Raw genomic sequence first — 18,297 nt, 5'->3', positions numbered from 1 at the left:
GACGTGCGGCCCTTCGCCCGCTGCTGACATTAAGCGAAGGTCGGCCGCTCACACGCGTTGCTTGTCCGGAACCGTTCAATTACAGTTTTATGACACGGTGCAGGCCTTCCGGCTGCGCCGAACGCCGCAGGCCCGGTCACCGGCTCGGCATCACCGTGCCGGACCAGCTGTTGCGTGTCGTCGATGGCGTCCGCGCCCAATCCAGGTCCTTCTGCCACGACCACCGTGCTGGCGAGCGTCGCCGCGCTCGGCGTTTGGCGACTGCTCGCGGTCGCCGCGCCCCATCTTGCAGCGCTCGCGCTCATGTACGAGACCGAGACGGATTTCGGCGCGCGGCTGTCCTTCGCTCTCGCCTGGGGCATCCTCAACTTCTTCTGGATCGCGCTGCTGCGGCGGCCGGCGCTCTCGGGTGCGCTGTCGCTGACCATGGTCGTGGTGCTGGTGCTGCTGTCACGGCTGAAGCACGACGTCGTGCAGATGACGGTCAATTTCATCGACCTGATGATGATCGACCGCGACACCGTGGCGTTCCTGTTCACGATCTTTCCGAATTTGCGCTGGTCGGTGATCGGGGCCGGCCTCGTCACGCTGCCGCTGATGTATGCGCTGTGGTGGCTGGATCCGTTCCGCATCCGCAGGCTGCCGGCGCTCGCCTCCATGCTCGCCTGCCTCGCCGCACTGGTCGGCTATTCGCTCTATCATCCGGACGAGGCCTGGCGCGGCTATTACGACGACGGCTATCTCTCGAAATTCTTCCGTTCCGGCGTCAGCGCGGTCTCCGATTTCGCGCAATACGGCTTCATGGAGTCGGGTGCTTCGACCAACGAACGGCTCAACATGCCGCTGGTCGATGCCTGCCATCCCGCCGGCCGCCGGCCGAACGTCATCATGATCCATGATGAATCGAGCTTCGACATCCGAGCCGCGCAGGGCATCAAGGTGCCGCCGGGCTATGGCAGCCATTTCAAATCCTGGGATGGCAAGGAGCGCGCGTTTCTGGCCGAGAGCAACGGCGGTCCGAGCTGGTTCACCGAATACAACGTGCTCGCAGGGCTTTCCTCGCGCTCGTTCGGCCGCTTCGCCTATTTCGTGACGCGAATCGCAACGGGCCGTGTCGAGCGCGGCCTGCCGCTGGCGCTGCGCCGCTGCGGCTATGACACGATGTCGCTCTATCCCGCCTATGGCGGCTTCATGGCTGCGCGCAGCTTCCAGATGACGACCGGGATCGAACGCTTCCTCGATTCCAGGGATCTCGGCGCCAAGGATGTCGAGCCGGATAGCTTCTTCTACGACAAGGCGCTCCGGTTGATGGGCGAGCGGACGCCGAACAAGCCGCTGTTCACCTTCATCTATCTCGGCGCCAATCATTTCCCCTGGGAGACACGCTTCCGCCCCGATCTGCTGCCGAACTGGCGCGCACCGGGCAATGTGCCGTCCATCGACGAATATCTGCGCCGGCAGGCGATGAGCGTCGAGCAGTACAAGGCATTCCTCGCGGGCCTGAAGAAGAATTTTCCGGGTGAGCCCTTCCTGATCGTGCGCTACGGCGATCATCAGCCGGAATTCGCGCCTGCTATCCTCGAGCCGGGGCTCGACGAGGGCGCTCTCGGCAAGAGGCTCGACGCCTACGACCCGCGTCTCTACGCGACCTATTACGCGATCGACGCCGTCAATTTCGAGCCGGTGAGGAGCGAAGCGGTGATGGACACGATCGACGGCCCGTATCTGCCGCTGGTCATCCAGGAAGCCGCTGGCATCCCGCTCGATCCGTCCTTCGCCGAGCAGAAGGAGATCATGCTCCGCTGCAAGGGCATCTTCTACGGCTGCAAGGATGGCGCCGAGGCGCGCCGGCTGAACCGGCTGCTGATCAATGCAGGGATGATCAGGGGGCTGTAGCCGTCCTACGGCTTGCCCACCTTCCCCCACAGCCACTTCGCCACCGCATCCGGCGATGAATTCGCGTCGTTGCCGGCGGCGCGTAAATTGGCTTCGCGCATGGTCGCGATGTCGATCTTGCCGAGCAGCGGCTTCAGCGCGGCCTGCAGCCGCTCGTCGCCGGCGCGCTTCGGGGCCAGCAGCAGGATCGCATCGTAGGGCGGGATCGCGTGCCTGGGATCGTCGAGCGCGACGAGATCGTATTTTGCGATCAGCCCGTCGCTGGTGTAGCCCGCGATGACATCGACCTCGCCGCTGGCGACGGCCGCATACATGAAGTCCGGCTGCATCTGACGCTGGGCGCGGAACGTGAGGCCATAGGCCTTTTGCAGCGCCGCCCATTCGGGCCGCGAGAAGAACTCATAGTCGCCGGCGATCGACAGGGTCGAAGCATGCGCGGCGAGATCGGCGATGGTGCGGATGCCGAGCGCCTCGGCGCGCTTCTTCGGCATCACCAGTGCATAGGCGTTCTCGAAACCGAGCTCGCCGAGCAGCGTGATGTTGTCCTTGGCGAGCGTTGCTTGCAGCTCCGCCAACAGTTCTGCGCGCGGCTTGATGTCGGTGCGGTGAAGCTGATTGGCCCAGAGCGTGCCGGAATAATCGACGTAGAGATCGATATCGCCCGCTTTCAACGCCTCGAAGATCACGCTCGAGCCGAGACCCGATCGTGCCGTGGTGGACAGGCCGGCTGCCTGGAGGCGGTCCCTGAGCAGGGCCGACAGCACATATTGCTCGGCAAACGTCTTGGCGCCGACCGCGTATCCCGACGATGAACGTCCCATCGTCGGCACCAAAGTCGCAGCCACCAGCGCGAGGATGCCGGCGACACCGAACACACTACGCACGCGGCTGCGGCGGCGCAGTCCGTTTTCGACCAGTGCAAGCAGCTGATCGACGGCGAGCGCCAGCAGGGCCGAGGCAAAGCAGCCGAATAGCACGAACACCCAGTTCTGGGTCTGGAGGCCGGCAAAGATATAGTTGCCGAGGCTGGTCTGCCCGATCGGGGTCGACAGCGTCGCAGTACCGATCACCCACACTGCGGCGGTACGGATGCCCGCCATCATCACCGGCAGGGCCAGCGGCAGTTCGACCATCACGAGCGACTGCCGCGCCGTCATGCCGACGCCTTTCGCAGCCTCGATCAGCGCGGGATCGATGCCGTTGAGGCCGGTGATGCCGTTGCGCAGCACCGGCAGCATCGAATAGAGCGCGAGCGCCAGCATCGCCGGCAGGAAGCCAAACGCCGAGAACGAGACGCCGAACCAGGCCAGCGTCAGCGAGGCCGCGAGCAGCAGCAGCGGATAGAACAGCGCGAGCAGCGCCAGCCCCGGCACGGTCTGGACGATGCTCGCGAGCGCGAGCAAGATGGCGCGTGGTGCCGGGCGGTTGCGCGTGATGATCGCGAGCGGCAGGCTGAGGATCAGGCCGAGCGCAAGTGCGGCGAGGCTCACCCGGACGTGGTTGCCGAGATAGTCGGGCAAATGCGCCAGCGCCTCGCCCCAGCGCGGATCGGTGAACAGGCTCATGCCGCACCACTCTGCGGCAACAGCGCGTTCAACCGCTCGACCTGGCGCCGCGGCGTCCGCAGCAGCTCCAGCACGTAGGCGTCGCTGCTTCTCGATAGCTCTGCCGGTGTGCCCTGCGCGAGCAGCTTTCCGCCGCGCATCACTGCGATGCGGTCGGCCAGCAAGATCGCTTCCGTCATGTCGTGGGTGATCATCACGGTGGTCAAGCCGAGCCTGCGATGCAGCTCGCGAAAATCGTCGCCGAGCACATCGCGGGTGAGGGGATCGAGTGCGCCGAACGGCTCGTCCATCAGCACGATGCGGGGCTTTGCCGCGAGCGCCCGCGCCACGCCGACACGCTGGCGCTGGCCTCCCGAGAGCGCATCCGGCAGCCGGTCGCGATGCGCGACCCGGTCGAGCTGTACGAGCTCCAGCAGCTCGTCGACCCGCGCTGCGATGTCCGCTGCCGGGATGCCGAGCAGTTTTGGCGTGATCCCGATATTGTCGGCGACGCTCAGATGCGGGAACAGCCCGCCGCTCTGGAAGACGTAGCCGATACGGCGCCGCAGCGCGACCGGATCGAGCGATCGCACGTCGTCGCCCTCGACGGTGATCGTGCCGCCATCCGCCTCGATCAGGCGGTTGGCGAGCCGCAGCAGCGTCGTCTTGCCCGAGCCCGAGCCGCCGACGATCGCCACAAACTCGCCTTCGGCGATGTCGAGTGACACGTCGTCCACGGCATTTGTCGGGCCGAAGCTCTTGGTGACCTGGGCATAGCCAATCATCGGCCTGGACGGCATCGGTCGGGGGCTCACTGCGCTGACCCGCCCGTGGAGGGAGGGGATGACGGGGCCCATGCGTAGCACGCTTGGCGGCTTGATTGAACTTGGCCCCGCGAGCGGCTAAGGCATCGGGCCAAGTTCGGAGGGAACACATGACAACGCCCACGGCAGTGGCGCTGGAAGATGCCAAGGTTGCGTTCCGGCTGGGGGACGGGCGGGTCTATACCGCGGTGGAGAATGCCCATCTCACGGCCGCGCAGGGCGAGTTTGTCGCCATCGTCGGCCCCACCGGCTGCGGAAAATCGACGCTGCTCAACGTTGCGGCAGGGCTGCTGAAGCCGGCTGCCGGGAGCGTCAAGATATTCAACCAGCCGCTCGCGGGGCTGAACCGGGACGCCGGCTATCTGTTCCAGGCCGATGCGCTGTTCCCATGGAAGACCGCTCTGGACAACGTCGCGATCGGGCTCGAAGTCGGGGGCACGCCGCGCAGCGAGGCGCTGCCGCGGGCGCAAAAGTGGCTGACCTCGGTCGGCTTGGGCGCCTTTGCCGGCCGCTATCCGCACATGCTCTCGGGCGGTCAGCGCAAGCGCGTGGCGCTGGCGCAGGTTTTGATCCGCGATCCCAAGATACTGCTGATGGACGAGCCGTTCGGGCCGCTGGATGCGCAGACCCGGCAGGTCATGGGCAACCTCCTGCTCGACCTCTGGAACGCCGACCGCAAGGCCGTGCTGTTCGTCACCCACGACCTCGAAGAAGCGATCGCGCTCGCCGACCGCGTCGTGATCATGTCGGCGGGGCCGTCCTCCCGCATCATCGGCGACTGGCGCGTGAGCTTGCCGCGCCCGCGCGACATTTTTGAAGTGCGGCTGGACAAGGAATTCCATGCGCTTCATCGCGAGATATGGAGCGTGCTCAAGGACGAGGTCATGAAGGGCTATGCGCAGTCCACGCAAGCGGCGGAGGCGGTCTGATGTCGCGCGTCACGCTGCTTGCGCTGCAAATCCTGGTCGCAATCGTCTGCCTCGTGCTGTGGCAGTTGCTGTCGACCGTGCCCGTGTTCGGCAAGATCCTGCTGCCGCCGTTCTTCTTCTCCAACCCGGTCGATGTCTTCGCCCAGATCGTCAAATGGTTCGCGTCCGGCGTGATCTGGAAGCATCTCGGCATCACGCTGACGGAGTCGATCCTGGCCTTTGTGATCGGATCGGCCGGCGGGGTGCTGATCGGCTTCTGGTTCGCGCGCCAGCCGCTGGTCGCCGCCGTGTTCGATCCCTACGTCAAGATGGTCAACGCGCTGCCGCGCGTCGTGCTGGCGCCAATCTTCGCGCTGTGGCTGGGGCTGGGCATCTGGTCCAAGGTCGCGCTCGGCGTGACGCTGGTGTTCTTCATCGTGTTCTTCAACGTCTATCAGGGCGTCAAGGAAGTCAGCCGCACCGTGCTCGACAATGGTCGCATGCTCGGCATGAGCGAGCGGCAGTTGATGCAGCACGTCTATTGGCCGTCGGCGCTGTCGTGGATGTTCTCGTCGCTGCACACGTCGGTCGGCTTCGCCGTGGTCGGCGCGGTCGTCGGCGAATATCTGGGATCGGCGGCGGGGCTCGGCTATCTCATTCAGCAGGCCGAAGGCATATTCGACGTCGCCGGCGTGTTCGCCGGCATGTTCGTGCTGTCGGCCTTCGTGATCCTGATCGACTATGGGGTTACGCTGGTCGAGCGAAGGCTGTTGGTTTGGCGACCGACAGTGGACGGGCGCGGCTAGGCTTGCCTGATCGGGCCCGCGCATCGGCGCGAGCCCGATGGCGCGAACGCTCAGTCCAGCAGCTTGGTGTCGTCGGGCGCCTGCGGCGGTGTCTTGATCGCGATGGCCTTGACCTGTCCGCTGATCGGCTTGGTGCCACCATGCGGCGTCCCCTTGGGGATGATGACGAGGTCGCCAGGCTTCACCGTGACTTCCTTTTCGCCGAACCAGATCGTGCCGGTGCCCTCCAGAATGTACTGGATCTCGTTGGTGTTGGGATGCATGTGCTTGGGCACATTGCCGACCTGGATCGACACGGTGGCGCCATCGGCGACCATGAACGTCTTGGAGCGATAGCCGACATTGTTGGCAGCCCCGAGCGCGTCGCCCTCCATCTCGCCGGTGTGGATGATCTGCGGAGTGATGTTCTCGGCGGCCAGCGCCGGCCGCATCAGGTGGGTTACGCCGCATCCGGCGGCAAAAGCGGTAGCGATCGACAGCCCGATTGCAAGGCGATTCATGGATGATCCTCCCCATCAAGATTTGTTCTTGTGGGCTCATGCTATTGCGCCGAAAGGCGGATGACCAGTGCACTTAGGCAGTCCTTCTCAAGCCAGTCCCGCTGCTCTATGGTGCCGCCAGCCGAACGGAGGAAACCAATGAAGAACACGATTGCCAGGCTCGCCGGCGCGCTGCTCGCGCTGACGCTCACCACCGGTCTCGCCGCGGCGCAAAGCAAGGTCACCATCGCCATCGGCGGCGGTGCCTGCCTGTGCTATTTGCCGACGGTGCTGGCCAAGCAGCTCGGCGAATACGACAAGGCCGGTCTCAATGTCGAGCTCGTCGATCTCAAGGGCGGCTCGGACGCGCTCAAGGCCGTGCTCGGCGGCAGCGCCGACGTGGTCTCCGGCTATTTCGACCATTGCGTCAACCTCGCCGCCAAGAAGCAGGAGCTTCAGGCCTTCGTGGTCTACGATCGTTATCCCGGCCTCGTGCTGGTGGTTTCGCCCTCGCACACCAACGAAATCAAGTCGATCAAGGATCTCGCCGGCAAGAAGGTCGGCGTCAGCGCGCCCGGCTCCTCGACCGACTTCTTCCTCAAATACATGCTCAAGAAGAACGGGCTCGATCCCACCAGCGTCGCCGTGATCGGCGTCGGCCTCGGCGCTACGGCCGTGGCCGCGATGGAGCAGGGCCAGATCGACGCGGCCGTGATGCTCGATCCATCCGTGACGGTGCTCCAGGGAAGCCACAAGGATCTGCGCATCCTCTCGGACACCCGCACCCAGAAGGACACGCTCGAAACGTTCGGCGGCGAATATCCGGGCGGCGCGCTATATTCCACCGTGGCCTGGATCAACGGCCACGAGAAGGAGACGCAGGCGCTGACCAACGCGATCCTTGGCACGCTCGCCTGGATCCATTCGCATTCGCCCGAAGAGATCATGGCGAAGATGCCGGAGGAGACGGTCGGCAAGAACAAGGATCTTTATCTCGCCGCGCTGAGGAACACGATCCCGATGTTCTCCGAGACCGGCAAGATGGACCCAAAGGGCGCGGACGCCGTGCTCGCGGTGTTCAGCGTCGGCTCGCCCGAGGTGGCCAACGCCAAGATCGACGTCGCCAAGACTTTTACCAACAAGTACGTCGAGCAGGCCAAGAAGACCACGGGGAGCGCCAAATAACTGACGCGAAGGTGTGGTCAACAGGGGGCATGACGTCACCAATCATTCATCGCGTCACGACGCTTGATCTCGCCGTGCGGCCGATCGTCTGGCCGTTCGCTGAGGAGCGGCGCGCCGAGATCCGGGCCCATTTCGCCGAGAAGCAGCGTGAGCGGCCGAAGATATGGAACGGCCGTGTCCTGCTCGGGCGCGACCCCGTGTTTACGGACGGCCATTTCACTTCGACCTATTTCGAGACCGATTTCGCGAGCTTCCTCGCCTGGCGCGATTGGGGCTTTCCCGACAAAGCCGTGTTCAACGGTTTTGGCATGGGCGCGCTGCGCACCTCCGACGGCGCCTTCGTGATGGGCGAGATGGCTCAGCACACCGCCAATGCGGGCCGCATCTATTTCCCCTCGGGCACGCCCGACCTCGACGACGTCAGGGGCGACACGCTCGACATTTCCGGCAGCGTGGTCCGCGAACTCGAAGAAGAGACCGGCCTGACTGCGGCCGACTACCGGGCCGAACCGGACTGGCACTGCGTCGTCACCGGGCCCACGATTGCAATGATGCAAATTATCAACCTGGACATGCCGGGTGATGTGGCTCGTGCCCGGATCGAAGCCAATTTGGCGCGCGAGGCCGAGCCGGAGCTTTCGGCCATCCATCTCGTGCGCGGGATGAGCGATCTCACGCCGACCATGCCGCGATTTGTCACGGCCTTTATCGAGCAGCAGTTTCCGCCGCGCTGAAGCGCGAGACTTGACATCGCTGCGCTCAGCCCATGTGATGGGAAAAAAAGCAAAAGCAAAAAGAATGCAATGCACAATCATCCAGGGAGGTTTTGATGCGCCTGCGCATGGCTGCCCGCTTGGTACGTGGGCTGTTGGTCGCGATATCAGCGACGGGCCTGGCGGCGTCCGCCCAGGCTCAGGACAAGAAAATCAAGATCGGCGTCGTTTTCGATTTGACCGGACCTCTCGCCGGCGGCGGCTCCGAACTCGGCTATATCGGCGCAAAGATCATCCTCGACCATTTCGCCAAAACCGGCGTCGAGGGCTACAAGATCGAGGCGGTCTATGCCGACGCGCAGAGCAAGCCAGACATCGCCATCAACGAATCCGTCCGCCTGCTGGAGCAGGAGAAGGTGGATATGGTGCTTGGCTTCTTCTCCTCGGCGCAGTGCGTGCCGGTCGCGGCCCGCGTCGAGCAGCTCAAGAAGTTCATGTGGATGACGACATGCATCTCGTCGGCCGTGTTCAACGAGAAGGGCTACAAATATGTATTCCGCCCGCAGGCGAGCGGCGACCAGTTCGGCATGATGACGATGGATTTCATCGCGCAGAATGCCAAGGCGAAGTTCGACAAGGAGCCAAAGGATCTGCGCGTCGCCATCATCCACGAGGACGGCGCTTATGGCGTCGACGTCTCCAGGGGCAACGAGGCCGGCGCGAAGAAGGCGGGCTTCAACGTCGTGATGAAGGAGGGCTATTCGGCCACTGCGCCCGACCTCTCCGCGTTGGTGACGAAACTGAAGCGCGCCAAGCCCGATGTCATTTTCCACACCGGCTACAACCCTGATATCACACTTCTGCTGCGCCAGGCCCGCGAGCAGGGGCTCAGGTTCGGCGCGCTGATGGGGCATGGCGCGGGCTACGGCGTCTATGAGAAGTTGAAGGAAGGCATGGGGGCCGATGCCAGCTACATCTTCAACACCGACCCCATCTCGATCTGGCTTGCCAATCAGAAGACCATGGATCCGAAGCTCCCTGCGGTGATCAAGATGGTCGGTGAGGAGTTCGACAAGATCCGGCCCGGCGTCGCCATCCGTTCCGCTCATGTCGGCATCGGCGCCTCCAACACCTATGTGTTCATGAATGACGTACTGCCGCGCGCGATCAAGAAGTACGGTGGCGTCGATCCAGATGCGCTGCGTAAAGCGGCGCTCGACACCGACATCCCCGAGGGAGGCACCATGCTCGGCTTCGGCGTCAAATTCTACGGCGAGGGGACGCCGATGGCCGGGCAGAACGAACGCTCGTTCCCGGTCGTGATCCAGTACATCGACGATAAATCCTCGGTGGTGTGGCCCAAGAGCCAGGCGCAGCGCGAGGCCGTGCTGCCGTTGCCGAAGGGCACCACCTACAGCAACCAGTAGCGCAAATACTCGGAGCAAGGAGAACAGGACGGTGCTGGAAGTCAGCGGGCTGGTGAAGCGGTTTGGTGGCTTCACCGCCGTCAACAACGTGTCGTTCAAAGTCGGTCAGGGCGAAATCCTCGGCCTGATCGGTCCCAACGGCTCGGGCAAGAGCACGATCTTCAACATGCTCTCCGGCACGCTGGCGCCGACGTCAGGCTCGATTCTGTTCGACGGTTCCGAGACCGCGGGCCTCGCACCGCACCGGATCATCAACAGCGGTATCGGCCGCACCTTCCAGATCCCGCGGCCATTCCGCCGCCTGACCATTTTCGAGAACGTCGCGCTCGCCGGCTTCTACGGCCAGGGCCGCCACAGCCGTGCCAGGGCAGAGGAGGCGGCCGAGCGATCGCTCGCGATGGTCGGGCTGCCGACTGATCGCCATGCCAGCGTCGACGGCTTGGGCGCGGCCGGCCTGAAAAAGCTCGAACTGGCGAAAGCGCTCGCTACCGCGCCAAAGCTCCTGCTGGCCGATGAGAGCCTCGGCGGTCTCGACGAGGCCGAGATGGGGCAGGCCGCCGATATGCTGCGCAACATCCGCGACGAGCTCGGCATCACCATCATCTGGGTCGAGCACATCATGGGCGTCTTGATGCGCGTCGTCGATCGCGTGATGGTGCTCGACCACGGCGAGAAGATCTCGGAGGGCTTGCCGAGCGCGGTTGCCGGCGATCCTCGCGTCATCGAGGTCTATCTCGGCACCGACGCCGAGACCACGCAGGCGGCGGCCGCCGAAGCGCGCCGCCGCGCGGGGGTGCAGTGATGCTGGAGCTTCGCGGCGTCAATGCCGGCTATGGCACCTTCCAGGCGCTGTTCGACGTCGATCTCGACGTCAAGGCGGGCGAGGCCGTCGGCGTCATCGGCCCGAACGGCGCCGGCAAGACGACGCTGATGCGCGTCATCTCCGGTCTGATCCGTCCCTCGCGCGGCGCGATCAAAATGGAGGGTGTCGATGTCGTGGCGACGCCGCCGCACAAGATCGTCAGCCTCGGGATCGCGCATGTGCCGGAGAACCGGCGGCTGTTTCCGCAGCTCTCGGTCGACGACAATCTCAAGATGGGCGCCTTCATGAAGGAGGCGCGCGGCCATTACGCTGAGCGGCTGGAGGTGGTGTTCGACCTGTTCCCGCGCCTGAAGGAGCGCCGCCACCAGATGGCCGGCACCATGTCCGGCGGCGAGCAGCAGATGTGTGCGATCGGCCGCGCGCTGATGTCCAATCCCAAACTCCTGCTGCTCGACGAGCCGTCGGCGGGGCTGGCGCCGGTGGTGGTGCAGCAGGTGTTCGAACTGGTGAAGCGGATCCGCGCCAGCGGGCTGACCGTACTGATCGTCGAGCAGAACGTGCAGCAGGTGCTGAAAGTGGTTGATCGCGCCTATCTGATCGAGGCGGGCACGATCCGCGCGTCCGGCACCTCGGCCGAGATGCTCGCGAGCGACACGGTCAAGGAAGCGTATCTCGGGGTGTGAGGTTCATTCAGGCATGCAAGCAATTCTGGACATTTTCGACATCTATCTGCTGGAGGCTGTGATCAACGGCATCCTGCTCGGCGGCGTGCTGGCGCTGCTCGCGCTCGGACTCAATCTGATCTTCGGCGTCATCGACGTGACCTGGATCTGCTACGCCGAGCTGGTGATGATCGGCATGTACGCCATGTATTTCCTGGTGCAGTCTTACGGCATCAGCTATTTCATCGCCGCGCCGCTCACGATCCTGCTGGTCGCGATTCTTGGCGCGGCGTTGCACTACTTAGTGATCGCGCCGCTGCTCACTGCGCCGCCGATCAACCAGTTGCTCGCGACCGGCGGGGTGCTGTTCGTGCTGCAAAGCTTTGCCACCGTCGCCTTCGGTATCGACTTCCGCAACCTTGGCATCCGCCTGCCGGTGCTCGCTTTCGGCGAGATGCATTTCAGCTACGCGCGGCTGTTGTCCTTTCTGGCTGCGCTGGTCGGCATGGTCGTGGTCTATCTGTTCATGACGCGGACCTTCACCGGCACCGCGATCCGCGCAATCTCGCAGGACCGGCAGATCATGGCGCTGATGGGCGTCGACACCAAGCGCATCTATCTCATCACCTCGGCGCTCGGCGGCGCGCTGGCCGGGCTCGCCGCTTGCCTGCTGGTGCTGCAATACGACGTGCATCCCTTCGTCGGTCTGTCATTCGGACCGATCACCTTCCTGATCTGCGTGCTTGGCGGGCTCGGAAATTTCATCGGCGGCTTCATCGCTGCGTTCGTGTTCGCCGAGATCATCTCGCTTGGCGGCCTGTTCTCCGATCTTGAATGGGGCTACGTGCTCGCCTTCGCCTTCTTCATCGTCATGATGTTCATCCGGCCCGCGGGCCTGCTTGCGAGGCGCCGATGATGGGGCAGGGGCGGCTTGCAGCTTGGGCGATTGGATTAGCGGCGCTGGTCGTGCTGCCCTTCGTCTATCGCGATCCCTATCATCTGCACATCCTGGTGCTGATCCTGATCTGGTCGTTCGCCTATACGTCGTGGTCGATGATGGGGCGCTTCGGCCTCGTCTCGCTCGGGCACGGCGGTTTCATGGGGATCGGCGCCTATGTCACCGCACTGCTCTGGAATCATCTGGGATGGTCACCCTGGATCGGCATTCCCATCGGCATGGTTGCGGCCGGCGCGCTGGCACTGATCGTCGGTTATCCCTGTTTCCGCTTTCGTATCACCGGACACTATTTCGTGCTGGTGACGCTGGCGCTCTCCGGCATCGTGCTCCAGGTCATCACGGCGACGCGCGACTATACAGGCGGCTCGCTCGGCTATACGCCCAACCGCGCCTCGGGCAACAAGCTCTGGGCGCTGCAATTCGACGACAAGATCACCTGGTATCTGATCGCGCTCGGGGTCTGGCTTTTCGGCATCGTGGTCTGGCACTGGGTCGACCGCAGCATGGCCCGCTACGCGCTGGAGGCGATCTCGGAGGACGAGGATGCGGCGGCTGCTGCCGGCGTCGACGTCACCGCGGAGAAGCTGAAGATCACGCTGCTCAGCGCGGTGATGACGGCGCTCGCCGGCGCCATCTACTGCCAGTACCAGATGTTCATCACGCCCGACACCGTCAGTGGCATCGCGGTGTCGCTGCAGATGGTATTTGCAGCCATCGTCGGCGGCCTGTTCGTCTCGCTCGGTCCGACCTTCGGCGCCGTCATCACGATTTTGCTGGCCGAGACCCTGCGCATCGGCTTCGGCACCAGGGCGGTCGGCTGGGACAATCTCGTCTACGGCGTCCTGCTCGTGCTTTTCATCATATTCCTTCCGAAGGGCATCCTTGGTAGCCTGCTCGACCGATTGAAGCCGCAACGCAAGGTGCCCCGTACTCATGAGCAAGAAGCCGTCCAAATCGCTCGCCCAGGAACTTGACCGCTACATCACGCCGTTCCGCTACGACGGATCCGGCAAGTTTCATCTCAAGGACCACAGGACCAACGAGAAGGGCGACCTCGACAAGGAGGCGGCACAGGAGATTCTCGACGCCAACAAGAAACGGCTGATCGAGTTTCAGGAGAAGCTGTATGCCCAGGACCGCTGGTCGGTGCTGATCGTGTTCCAGGCCATGGACGCCGGCGGCAAGGATTCCGCGATCAAGGCGATCTTCGAGGGCATCAATCCGCAGGGCTGCGAAGTCAGCGCTTTCAAGGCGCCGAGCAGCAAGGAGCTCGACCACGATTTCCTCTGGCGTCACGCCATCGCGCTGCCCGAGCGCGGCCATATCGGCATCTTCAACCGCTCGCATTACGAGGAATGCCTGGTGACGCGCGTGCATCCGGAGATCCTCGCCAAGGAGAAGCTGCCGCAGAAACTCGTCACCAAGAACATCTGGAAGGAACGGTTCGAGGATATCTCCGCCTGGGAGCGCTACCTCGCACGCAACGGCACCGTGGTGCTAAAATTCTTCCTTAACCTGTCCAGAGAGGAACAGCGCGAGCGCTTCCTGGATCGGCTGGAGATTCCGGCCAAGCAGTGGAAGTTCTCCATGGACGACATCAAGGAACGCGCGCTGTGGCCGCGCTACCAGGCGGTCTACCAGGACATCGTCCGGCACACGTCAACGTCCCATGCACCGTGGTACGTCGTGCCCGCCGACCACAAATGGTTCGCGCGCGTCGTGATCGGCTCGGCGATCGTCGCGGCGCTCGAAAAGTTGGATCTGCGCTTTCCCCGTGCCGACAAGGCCTCGCTGGGAGAGTTCGAGGCGGTGCGCAAGGCGTTGGAGAAAGAAGGGAAAGGAGGCAAGAAGCGGACGAAGTGACAATCCCTTGGTGTCTGAAGCCCACGCGCTGGGGGCCACGGACAAGAAAATCGCGAAAACAACCCCATGCACAGTAGCCGAGGATAGCGAAATCAATGGCTTGACGACCGCAGCGAGCGTCTACGGATTTTACGAAGCCATTTGACCCGTCGGGCAAAACAGGGGCATGATGTCACCATCGCCCCCGTCGCACCCGCTCAATAACCGCGGCCCCACCAGTAGCAGAAGCGCTCGACATTGGCGGGAAGGGCGGTCTCGTAATTTGCCCACTTCTCGTATTTCGGCAGCTTCACTTCCTTCATCGCGGTGTCGAAACACTTGCCGGCGTCGGCGGCCTTCTTCACCTCGGCGGAGAGGTCCTCCATGTAGGCGATGTCGTCCTCGACGTCCTTCTTGGTGCCGAAGCGGCCGCCGGCATAGGGATGGCCGGGGATCATCCGCTCCCAGTCGAGCGAGGCGAGCTTCTTCAGCGAGGCGATGTATTCGACCGGCGAGGCATTATCGGGGATGTTGCGGAATTGAACGGACTCGATCGGCGCGAAGTCGACCACGAACACGATCTTCTCCTTCGGCAGCCGCATCACCAGCGAATTGTCGGAATGGTTGCGGCCGACATAGTTCAGCTCCAGCGTGGTGCCGCCGAGGGTGATGCTCTTCTTGTCGTCCACCAATTGGTCCGGCATGACGATTTCGGCAAGCAGCGAATTCTGCTTCTTCAGCTCGAGCAAGCGCTCCTTGGTCCGGCGGTGTGCGATGAAGGTCGCGCCAAGATCCTTGAACGGCTTGCCGCCGGCGATGTGGTCGTAGTGGTGGTGGCTGTAGACGACGTATTTGATCGGCTTGTCGGTGACCGCCTTGATCGCGTCGATATAGGGCTTTGCGGGACGCAAATACGAGATCGGGTCGGTCGCGATCACGCCCTGCGGGGTCACGATGAACATCGCCTGATGGCCGCCATAGCGGAAGATGTAGACGTTTTCAGTGCCGTCGACCTTTCGGGTAGAGGTCTGCGGCGGGGTCTGCGCGAAGGCCGGTCCAGTCAGGAGAGCCGTGACCACGGCGATGCAAAGTGATGCTTTCATTTCTGGCTTTCTGGAAAAGGATGGAAGGCGGGAACGGCGGATGGACTCTCCGACAGAAACGCTGTCGAAGGGAATTTATTCCATGGTCCGCTGCGGCCAATCTGTCGCAGTGGGATGGAACGCGTCCTCAAATGTGATCCCTCGGGCAATCGATCCCGCTTGACAGTTTTGTGTCACGGGAGGAGCATGGCAATGGTCGCAAACAAGCGACGCGCAACGTCCACCTCATGAGCAAGGGGAGGTCTATGACACCACCTCCGCAGACCCAGCCGCGTTAAGTGCGATGGAGCTCGTTCGGACTATCGCATAGCGGCAGAAACCGCGAACGGCACGCCGGGACAAGGTTTAGCGGGCTGCATCAGTGTGGCAAAGCCCCTACCTTCCCGGCGCTGTATTTTGCATCACACCGATCGTGTCGGATGGCCGCGACGAGGCCGCCGCGACCGTGTCTTTGACATTCTGATTCTCCCTCCTCCTCGCCGTCATTCCGGGCCGACTCCCGGAATGACGGGAGAGATTTTGCGCCTATCGCATTGAATTGATGTGTTTCGGCGCCGCTGTGCCCGCGGTTCCCGATCCTGCGCTGCGGCAAATGCCAAGAGAATGTCGTCTCGTTGGCCCACTTCCGACACAGCGCGGGGGCGAATAGCGTCGATCCGACATGACGCAGTGCTTCGGCGGTGACCCGGCTCCGCCGGCGCATCGATTGTTTCAGGGAATCCTCGTGTCGCATAAGCTTGCCTCCGCGCTTCTGGCTGCTCTCTTCCTCGCAATCTCATCTCTCCCTGGCGCCCGCGCAGAGCCGGCCGCGTCTGCCGCCAACGGTGCTGCCGCGCTGTCGCCTGACGAAGCCAGGCGCGCGCTGGAAACGCTCCAGGACGACAAGAAGCGCGCACAGATGATCGACACGTTGCGCGCGATCGCGACTGTGTCCGGTCAGCAGCAGGCTGCGCCCGAGCAGAAATCGCCGATCCCGCTCTCGGCCGACGGCCTCGGCGCGCAGCTCTTGCTTACGGTATCGGAGGAGATCGGCGAGATCTCACGCGAGGTCGCTGATGCAGCCCGGACGCTCACGCGCTTCCCGGCGTTCTATTATTGGATCGTGCGGACTGCCAACGATCCCGCCGCCTATAATCTCCTGATCGAGATCGCCTGGAAGGTGGCGCTGGTGTTCGGCTGCGCCCTCTCGGCGGAATGGGTGATCTTCCGGCTGATCCGGCGTCCAGCGGTGTTCCTTGAAGCGCGCGTGCCGCAGACCGCGCATCTGCCTGCGCAGGTGCTGCCCATTGCCGATCCGCCATCATCCGTGGCCACTTCAGGGCCGGAACTGCACAAGCGCCGCCACAGCCTTGCGCGGGCCTGGCAGGTCTTGCTGCGGCTGCCCTTCGTCCTCGGTCGTCTGGTGCTCGAACTGCTCCCCGTGTTCGCCTTCATGGGCGTGGCGACGGCGCTTTTGGGAACCGAGATCGGCGATCCCGCCACCGTCCGCCTTGTGATCCTCGCGGTCGTCAACGCCTATGTTTTCTCGCGCTGGCTCATTTGTGTCGTCCGCGCGGTCGCGGGGCCCTACGGCCTGTTTCCGGTTCGCGCCGAAACCGCCGCCTATATCGAGATCTGGGCGCGGCGCATTGTCGGCGTCGGTGTGTCCGGCATCGCCTTTGCCAATGTGGCGCTGCTGCTCGGCTTGCATCGCGCCGGCTATGCCGCGCTGCTGCGCATGGTGATGCTGGTCGTGCATCTCTTCATCGTCGTCATCATCCTGCAATGCCGCCGACAAGTGGCCGAAGCCATCCGCGCGCCTGATGACCGGCAGGGGATCGCGGCGCGACTACGCAACCGCATCGCGGGCGGCTGGCATTATCTCGCCATCGCGCTCGACCTGGCGCTGTGGGCGGTCTGGGCGCTGAACATCCGCAATGGCTATTCGCTGCTGCTGCAATATTTCGTCGGCACCATCACCGTGGTGCTGATCACGCGCGTCGCCATCATGGTGACGCTGAGCCTGATCGATCGCGGCTTCCGCATCAAGCCGGAGATCCTCCAGCGCTTTCCGGGCCTCGAGATCCGCGCCAACCGCTACCTGCCGCTGCTGCGCAAGATCGTCTCCGGCGTGATTGCCTTCATCGGCCTGGTCGCCGTGCTCGAAGTCTGGGGCGTCGACGCCATCGTCTGGTTCTATGGCGGCCAGATCGGCAGCCGGCTGATCTCGGCGGTGGTGACGATCGCTCTCGCCGCGGGCATTGCGGCTGCGATCTGGGAAGCCAGCAACGCGCTGCTGGACCGCCAGATCAATGTGCTGTCACGCGACGGCCACTACGCCCGCGCCGCGCGGCTGCGCACCTTCCAGCCGATGCTGCGAACGGCGTTGCTGTGCCTGATCGCCACCGTCGTCGGCCTCACGGCGCTGAGCGAGATCGGCGTCAATGTCGCGCCGCTGCTGGCGGGCGCCGGCATCGTCGGCATCGCCATCGGCTTCGGCTCGCAGAAGCTGGTGCAGGATCTCATCACCGGGCTGTTCCTGCTGCTCGAGAACACGGTCCAGGTCGGCGACACCGTCAGCGTCTCCGGGCTATCAGGCGTGGTCGAGAACGTCTCGATTCGCACCATCAGGCTCCGTGCCGGCGACGGCGCCGTGCACATCGTGCCGTTCAGCGCGGTCACGACCATCACCAATGCCAGCCGCGGCGCCGGCAATGCGTCCGTCAGCGTCAACGTCGCCTACAAGGAAGATACCGACCGCGCCGGTCAGATCCTCAAGGATATCGTCGACGAGATGCGGCGCGAGGTGGAATTCCGCAGCCTGATCCGGGGCGATCTCGAGCTCTGGGGCATCGACAAGGTCGACGGCGCCATGGTGTCGATGGTCGGCCAGATCCGCTGCACCGAGGCCGGCCGCTGGCCGGTGCAGCGTGAATTCAACCGCCGTATGAAGCTGCGCTTTCAGCAGAACGGCATCGAGGTCGCATCCGCCACCCAGACCATCCTGATGCACATTGCGCCGCCGGCCGATGGCGCCGTTCATCTGACGCCGCGTCGAGCGGCAGGGTAGTCGCTCCGCAAAATTTCCGACTTGCCTCTGCCCGTCGGGGAGCGTTCACTCCGGCTCCAGCCCGTTGACAACATGCGG

Annotated in this window: 16 protein-coding genes; 12 read left to right on the top strand and 4 right to left on the bottom strand. The window is 63.9% G+C overall.

The window, feature by feature from the left end; genetic code table 11:
- Positions 1 to 183: 183 nt before the first annotated feature.
- Positions 184 to 1,896, top strand: a complete 1,713-nt coding sequence (locus tag IVB31_RS26275; protein WP_247329651.1) for a sulfatase-like hydrolase/transferase — start codon at positions 184 to 186, stop codon at positions 1,894 to 1,896.
- 5 nt (positions 1,897 to 1,901) lie between these two features.
- Here IVB31_RS26275 and IVB31_RS26270 read toward each other — a convergent pair whose 3' ends face one another.
- On the bottom strand, positions 1,902 to 3,461 hold the full coding sequence (locus IVB31_RS26270; RefSeq protein WP_247329649.1) for a glycine betaine ABC transporter substrate-binding protein: 1,560 nt from the start codon (positions 3,459 to 3,461) through the stop codon (positions 1,902 to 1,904).
- A complete protein-coding gene (locus tag IVB31_RS26265) occupies positions 3,458 to 4,240 on the bottom strand; it encodes an ABC transporter ATP-binding protein (RefSeq protein WP_247329646.1) in 783 nt (260 codons plus the stop codon). The genes IVB31_RS26270 and IVB31_RS26265 overlap by 4 nt, the downstream gene beginning before the upstream one ends.
- Before the next feature lie 134 nt (positions 4,241 to 4,374).
- Between IVB31_RS26265 and IVB31_RS26260 the strand changes: the two genes are divergently transcribed.
- Both IVB31_RS26260 and IVB31_RS26255 read left to right on the top strand, forming a co-directional pair.
- The gene (locus IVB31_RS26260) at positions 4,375 to 5,193 is read left to right on the top strand and encodes an ABC transporter ATP-binding protein (RefSeq protein WP_247329643.1); all 819 of its coding nucleotides are present in this window, start codon (positions 4,375 to 4,377) and stop codon (positions 5,191 to 5,193) included.
- Positions 5,193 to 5,978 (top strand): ABC transporter permease, encoded by a 786-nt coding sequence (locus tag IVB31_RS26255; RefSeq protein ID WP_247329641.1) that lies wholly within the window; start codon positions 5,193 to 5,195, stop codon positions 5,976 to 5,978. The genes IVB31_RS26260 and IVB31_RS26255 overlap by 1 nt, the downstream gene beginning before the upstream one ends.
- Before the next feature lie 50 nt (positions 5,979 to 6,028).
- Here the strand turns inward: IVB31_RS26255 and IVB31_RS26250 are convergent, their stop codons facing one another.
- Entirely contained in the window at positions 6,029 to 6,478 is a 450-nt protein-coding gene (locus tag IVB31_RS26250; RefSeq protein WP_247329638.1) for a cupin domain-containing protein, read from the bottom strand.
- A gap of 138 nt (positions 6,479 to 6,616) precedes the next feature.
- Between IVB31_RS26250 and IVB31_RS26245 the strand changes: the two genes are divergently transcribed.
- From IVB31_RS26245 to IVB31_RS26210, 8 genes are all read left to right on the top strand, one after another.
- The gene (locus IVB31_RS26245) at positions 6,617 to 7,642 is read left to right on the top strand and encodes an ABC transporter substrate-binding protein (RefSeq protein WP_247329636.1); all 1,026 of its coding nucleotides are present in this window, start codon (positions 6,617 to 6,619) and stop codon (positions 7,640 to 7,642) included.
- A gap of 29 nt (positions 7,643 to 7,671) precedes the next feature.
- Positions 7,672 to 8,376 carry an NUDIX hydrolase gene (locus IVB31_RS26240; RefSeq protein ID WP_247329634.1) on the top strand — a complete coding sequence of 235 codons (705 nt, stop codon included), beginning with the start codon at positions 7,672 to 7,674 and terminating at the stop codon, positions 8,374 to 8,376.
- Between the two features lie 95 nt (positions 8,377 to 8,471).
- Positions 8,472 to 9,782: an ABC transporter substrate-binding protein gene (locus IVB31_RS26235; protein ID WP_247329632.1), complete on the top strand. Its 1,311-nt coding sequence runs from the start codon at positions 8,472 to 8,474 to the stop codon at positions 9,780 to 9,782.
- Between the two features lie 31 nt (positions 9,783 to 9,813).
- Positions 9,814 to 10,584, top strand: a complete 771-nt coding sequence (locus IVB31_RS26230; protein ID WP_247329630.1) for an ABC transporter ATP-binding protein — start codon at positions 9,814 to 9,816, stop codon at positions 10,582 to 10,584.
- On the top strand, positions 10,584 to 11,288 hold the full coding sequence (locus IVB31_RS26225) for an ABC transporter ATP-binding protein (protein WP_247329628.1): 705 nt from the start codon (positions 10,584 to 10,586) through the stop codon (positions 11,286 to 11,288). Before IVB31_RS26230 ends, IVB31_RS26225 begins: the two co-directional genes overlap by 1 nt.
- A 13-nt stretch (positions 11,289 to 11,301) precedes the next feature.
- The gene (locus IVB31_RS26220; RefSeq protein WP_247329625.1) at positions 11,302 to 12,183 is read left to right on the top strand and encodes a branched-chain amino acid ABC transporter permease; all 882 of its coding nucleotides are present in this window, start codon (positions 11,302 to 11,304) and stop codon (positions 12,181 to 12,183) included.
- Positions 12,180 to 13,199 (top strand): branched-chain amino acid ABC transporter permease, encoded by a 1,020-nt coding sequence (locus tag IVB31_RS26215; protein ID WP_247329622.1) that lies wholly within the window; start codon positions 12,180 to 12,182, stop codon positions 13,197 to 13,199. The genes IVB31_RS26220 and IVB31_RS26215 overlap by 4 nt, the downstream gene beginning before the upstream one ends.
- On the top strand, positions 13,159 to 14,088 hold the full coding sequence (locus tag IVB31_RS26210; RefSeq protein ID WP_247329618.1) for a polyphosphate kinase 2 family protein: 930 nt from the start codon (positions 13,159 to 13,161) through the stop codon (positions 14,086 to 14,088). The genes IVB31_RS26215 and IVB31_RS26210 overlap by 41 nt, the downstream gene beginning before the upstream one ends.
- A 197-nt stretch (positions 14,089 to 14,285) precedes the next feature.
- Here IVB31_RS26210 and IVB31_RS26205 read toward each other — a convergent pair whose 3' ends face one another.
- Positions 14,286 to 15,170, bottom strand: a complete 885-nt coding sequence (locus IVB31_RS26205) for an MBL fold metallo-hydrolase (RefSeq protein WP_247329616.1) — start codon at positions 15,168 to 15,170, stop codon at positions 14,286 to 14,288.
- Positions 15,171 to 15,894: 724 nt separating this feature from the next.
- Here IVB31_RS26205 and IVB31_RS26200 point away from each other — a divergent pair.
- Positions 15,895 to 18,219: a mechanosensitive ion channel domain-containing protein gene (locus tag IVB31_RS26200; protein WP_247329612.1), complete on the top strand. Its 2,325-nt coding sequence runs from the start codon at positions 15,895 to 15,897 to the stop codon at positions 18,217 to 18,219.
- Positions 18,220 to 18,297: the final 78 nt, after the last annotated feature.

Source organism: Bradyrhizobium sp. 21 (assembly GCF_023073335.1).
GTDB lineage: Bacteria > Pseudomonadota > Alphaproteobacteria > Rhizobiales > Xanthobacteraceae > Bradyrhizobium.
The sequence above is the reverse complement of the archived record's forward strand: the minus strand, read 5'-3'. Positions and strand labels throughout refer to the sequence as shown.

Coding starts and splice junctions, on each gene's coding strand:
- IVB31_RS26250 (WP_247329638.1), bottom strand. CDS start 6,478: ATGAATCGCCTTGCAATCGGGCTGTCGATCGCTACCGCTTTTGCCGCC.
- IVB31_RS26255 (WP_247329641.1), top strand. CDS start 5,193: ATGTCGCGCGTCACGCTGCTTGCGCTGCAAATCCTGGTCGCAATCGTC.
- IVB31_RS26270 (WP_247329649.1), bottom strand. CDS start 3,461: ATGAGCCTGTTCACCGATCCGCGCTGGGGCGAGGCGCTGGCGCATTTG.
- IVB31_RS26275 (WP_247329651.1), top strand. CDS start 184: ATGGCGTCCGCGCCCAATCCAGGTCCTTCTGCCACGACCACCGTGCTG.
- IVB31_RS26245 (WP_247329636.1), top strand. CDS start 6,617: ATGAAGAACACGATTGCCAGGCTCGCCGGCGCGCTGCTCGCGCTGACG.
- IVB31_RS26220 (WP_247329625.1), top strand. CDS start 11,302: ATGCAAGCAATTCTGGACATTTTCGACATCTATCTGCTGGAGGCTGTG.
- IVB31_RS26210 (WP_247329618.1), top strand. CDS start 13,159: ATGAGCAAGAAGCCGTCCAAATCGCTCGCCCAGGAACTTGACCGCTAC.
- IVB31_RS26235 (WP_247329632.1), top strand. CDS start 8,472: ATGCGCCTGCGCATGGCTGCCCGCTTGGTACGTGGGCTGTTGGTCGCG.
- IVB31_RS26205 (WP_247329616.1), bottom strand. CDS start 15,170: ATGAAAGCATCACTTTGCATCGCCGTGGTCACGGCTCTCCTGACTGGA.
- IVB31_RS26260 (WP_247329643.1), top strand. CDS start 4,375: ATGACAACGCCCACGGCAGTGGCGCTGGAAGATGCCAAGGTTGCGTTC.
- IVB31_RS26265 (WP_247329646.1), bottom strand. CDS start 4,240: ATGCCGTCCAGGCCGATGATTGGCTATGCCCAGGTCACCAAGAGCTTC.
- IVB31_RS26225 (WP_247329628.1), top strand. CDS start 10,584: ATGCTGGAGCTTCGCGGCGTCAATGCCGGCTATGGCACCTTCCAGGCG.
- IVB31_RS26215 (WP_247329622.1), top strand. CDS start 12,180: ATGATGGGGCAGGGGCGGCTTGCAGCTTGGGCGATTGGATTAGCGGCG.
- IVB31_RS26240 (WP_247329634.1), top strand. CDS start 7,672: ATGACGTCACCAATCATTCATCGCGTCACGACGCTTGATCTCGCCGTG.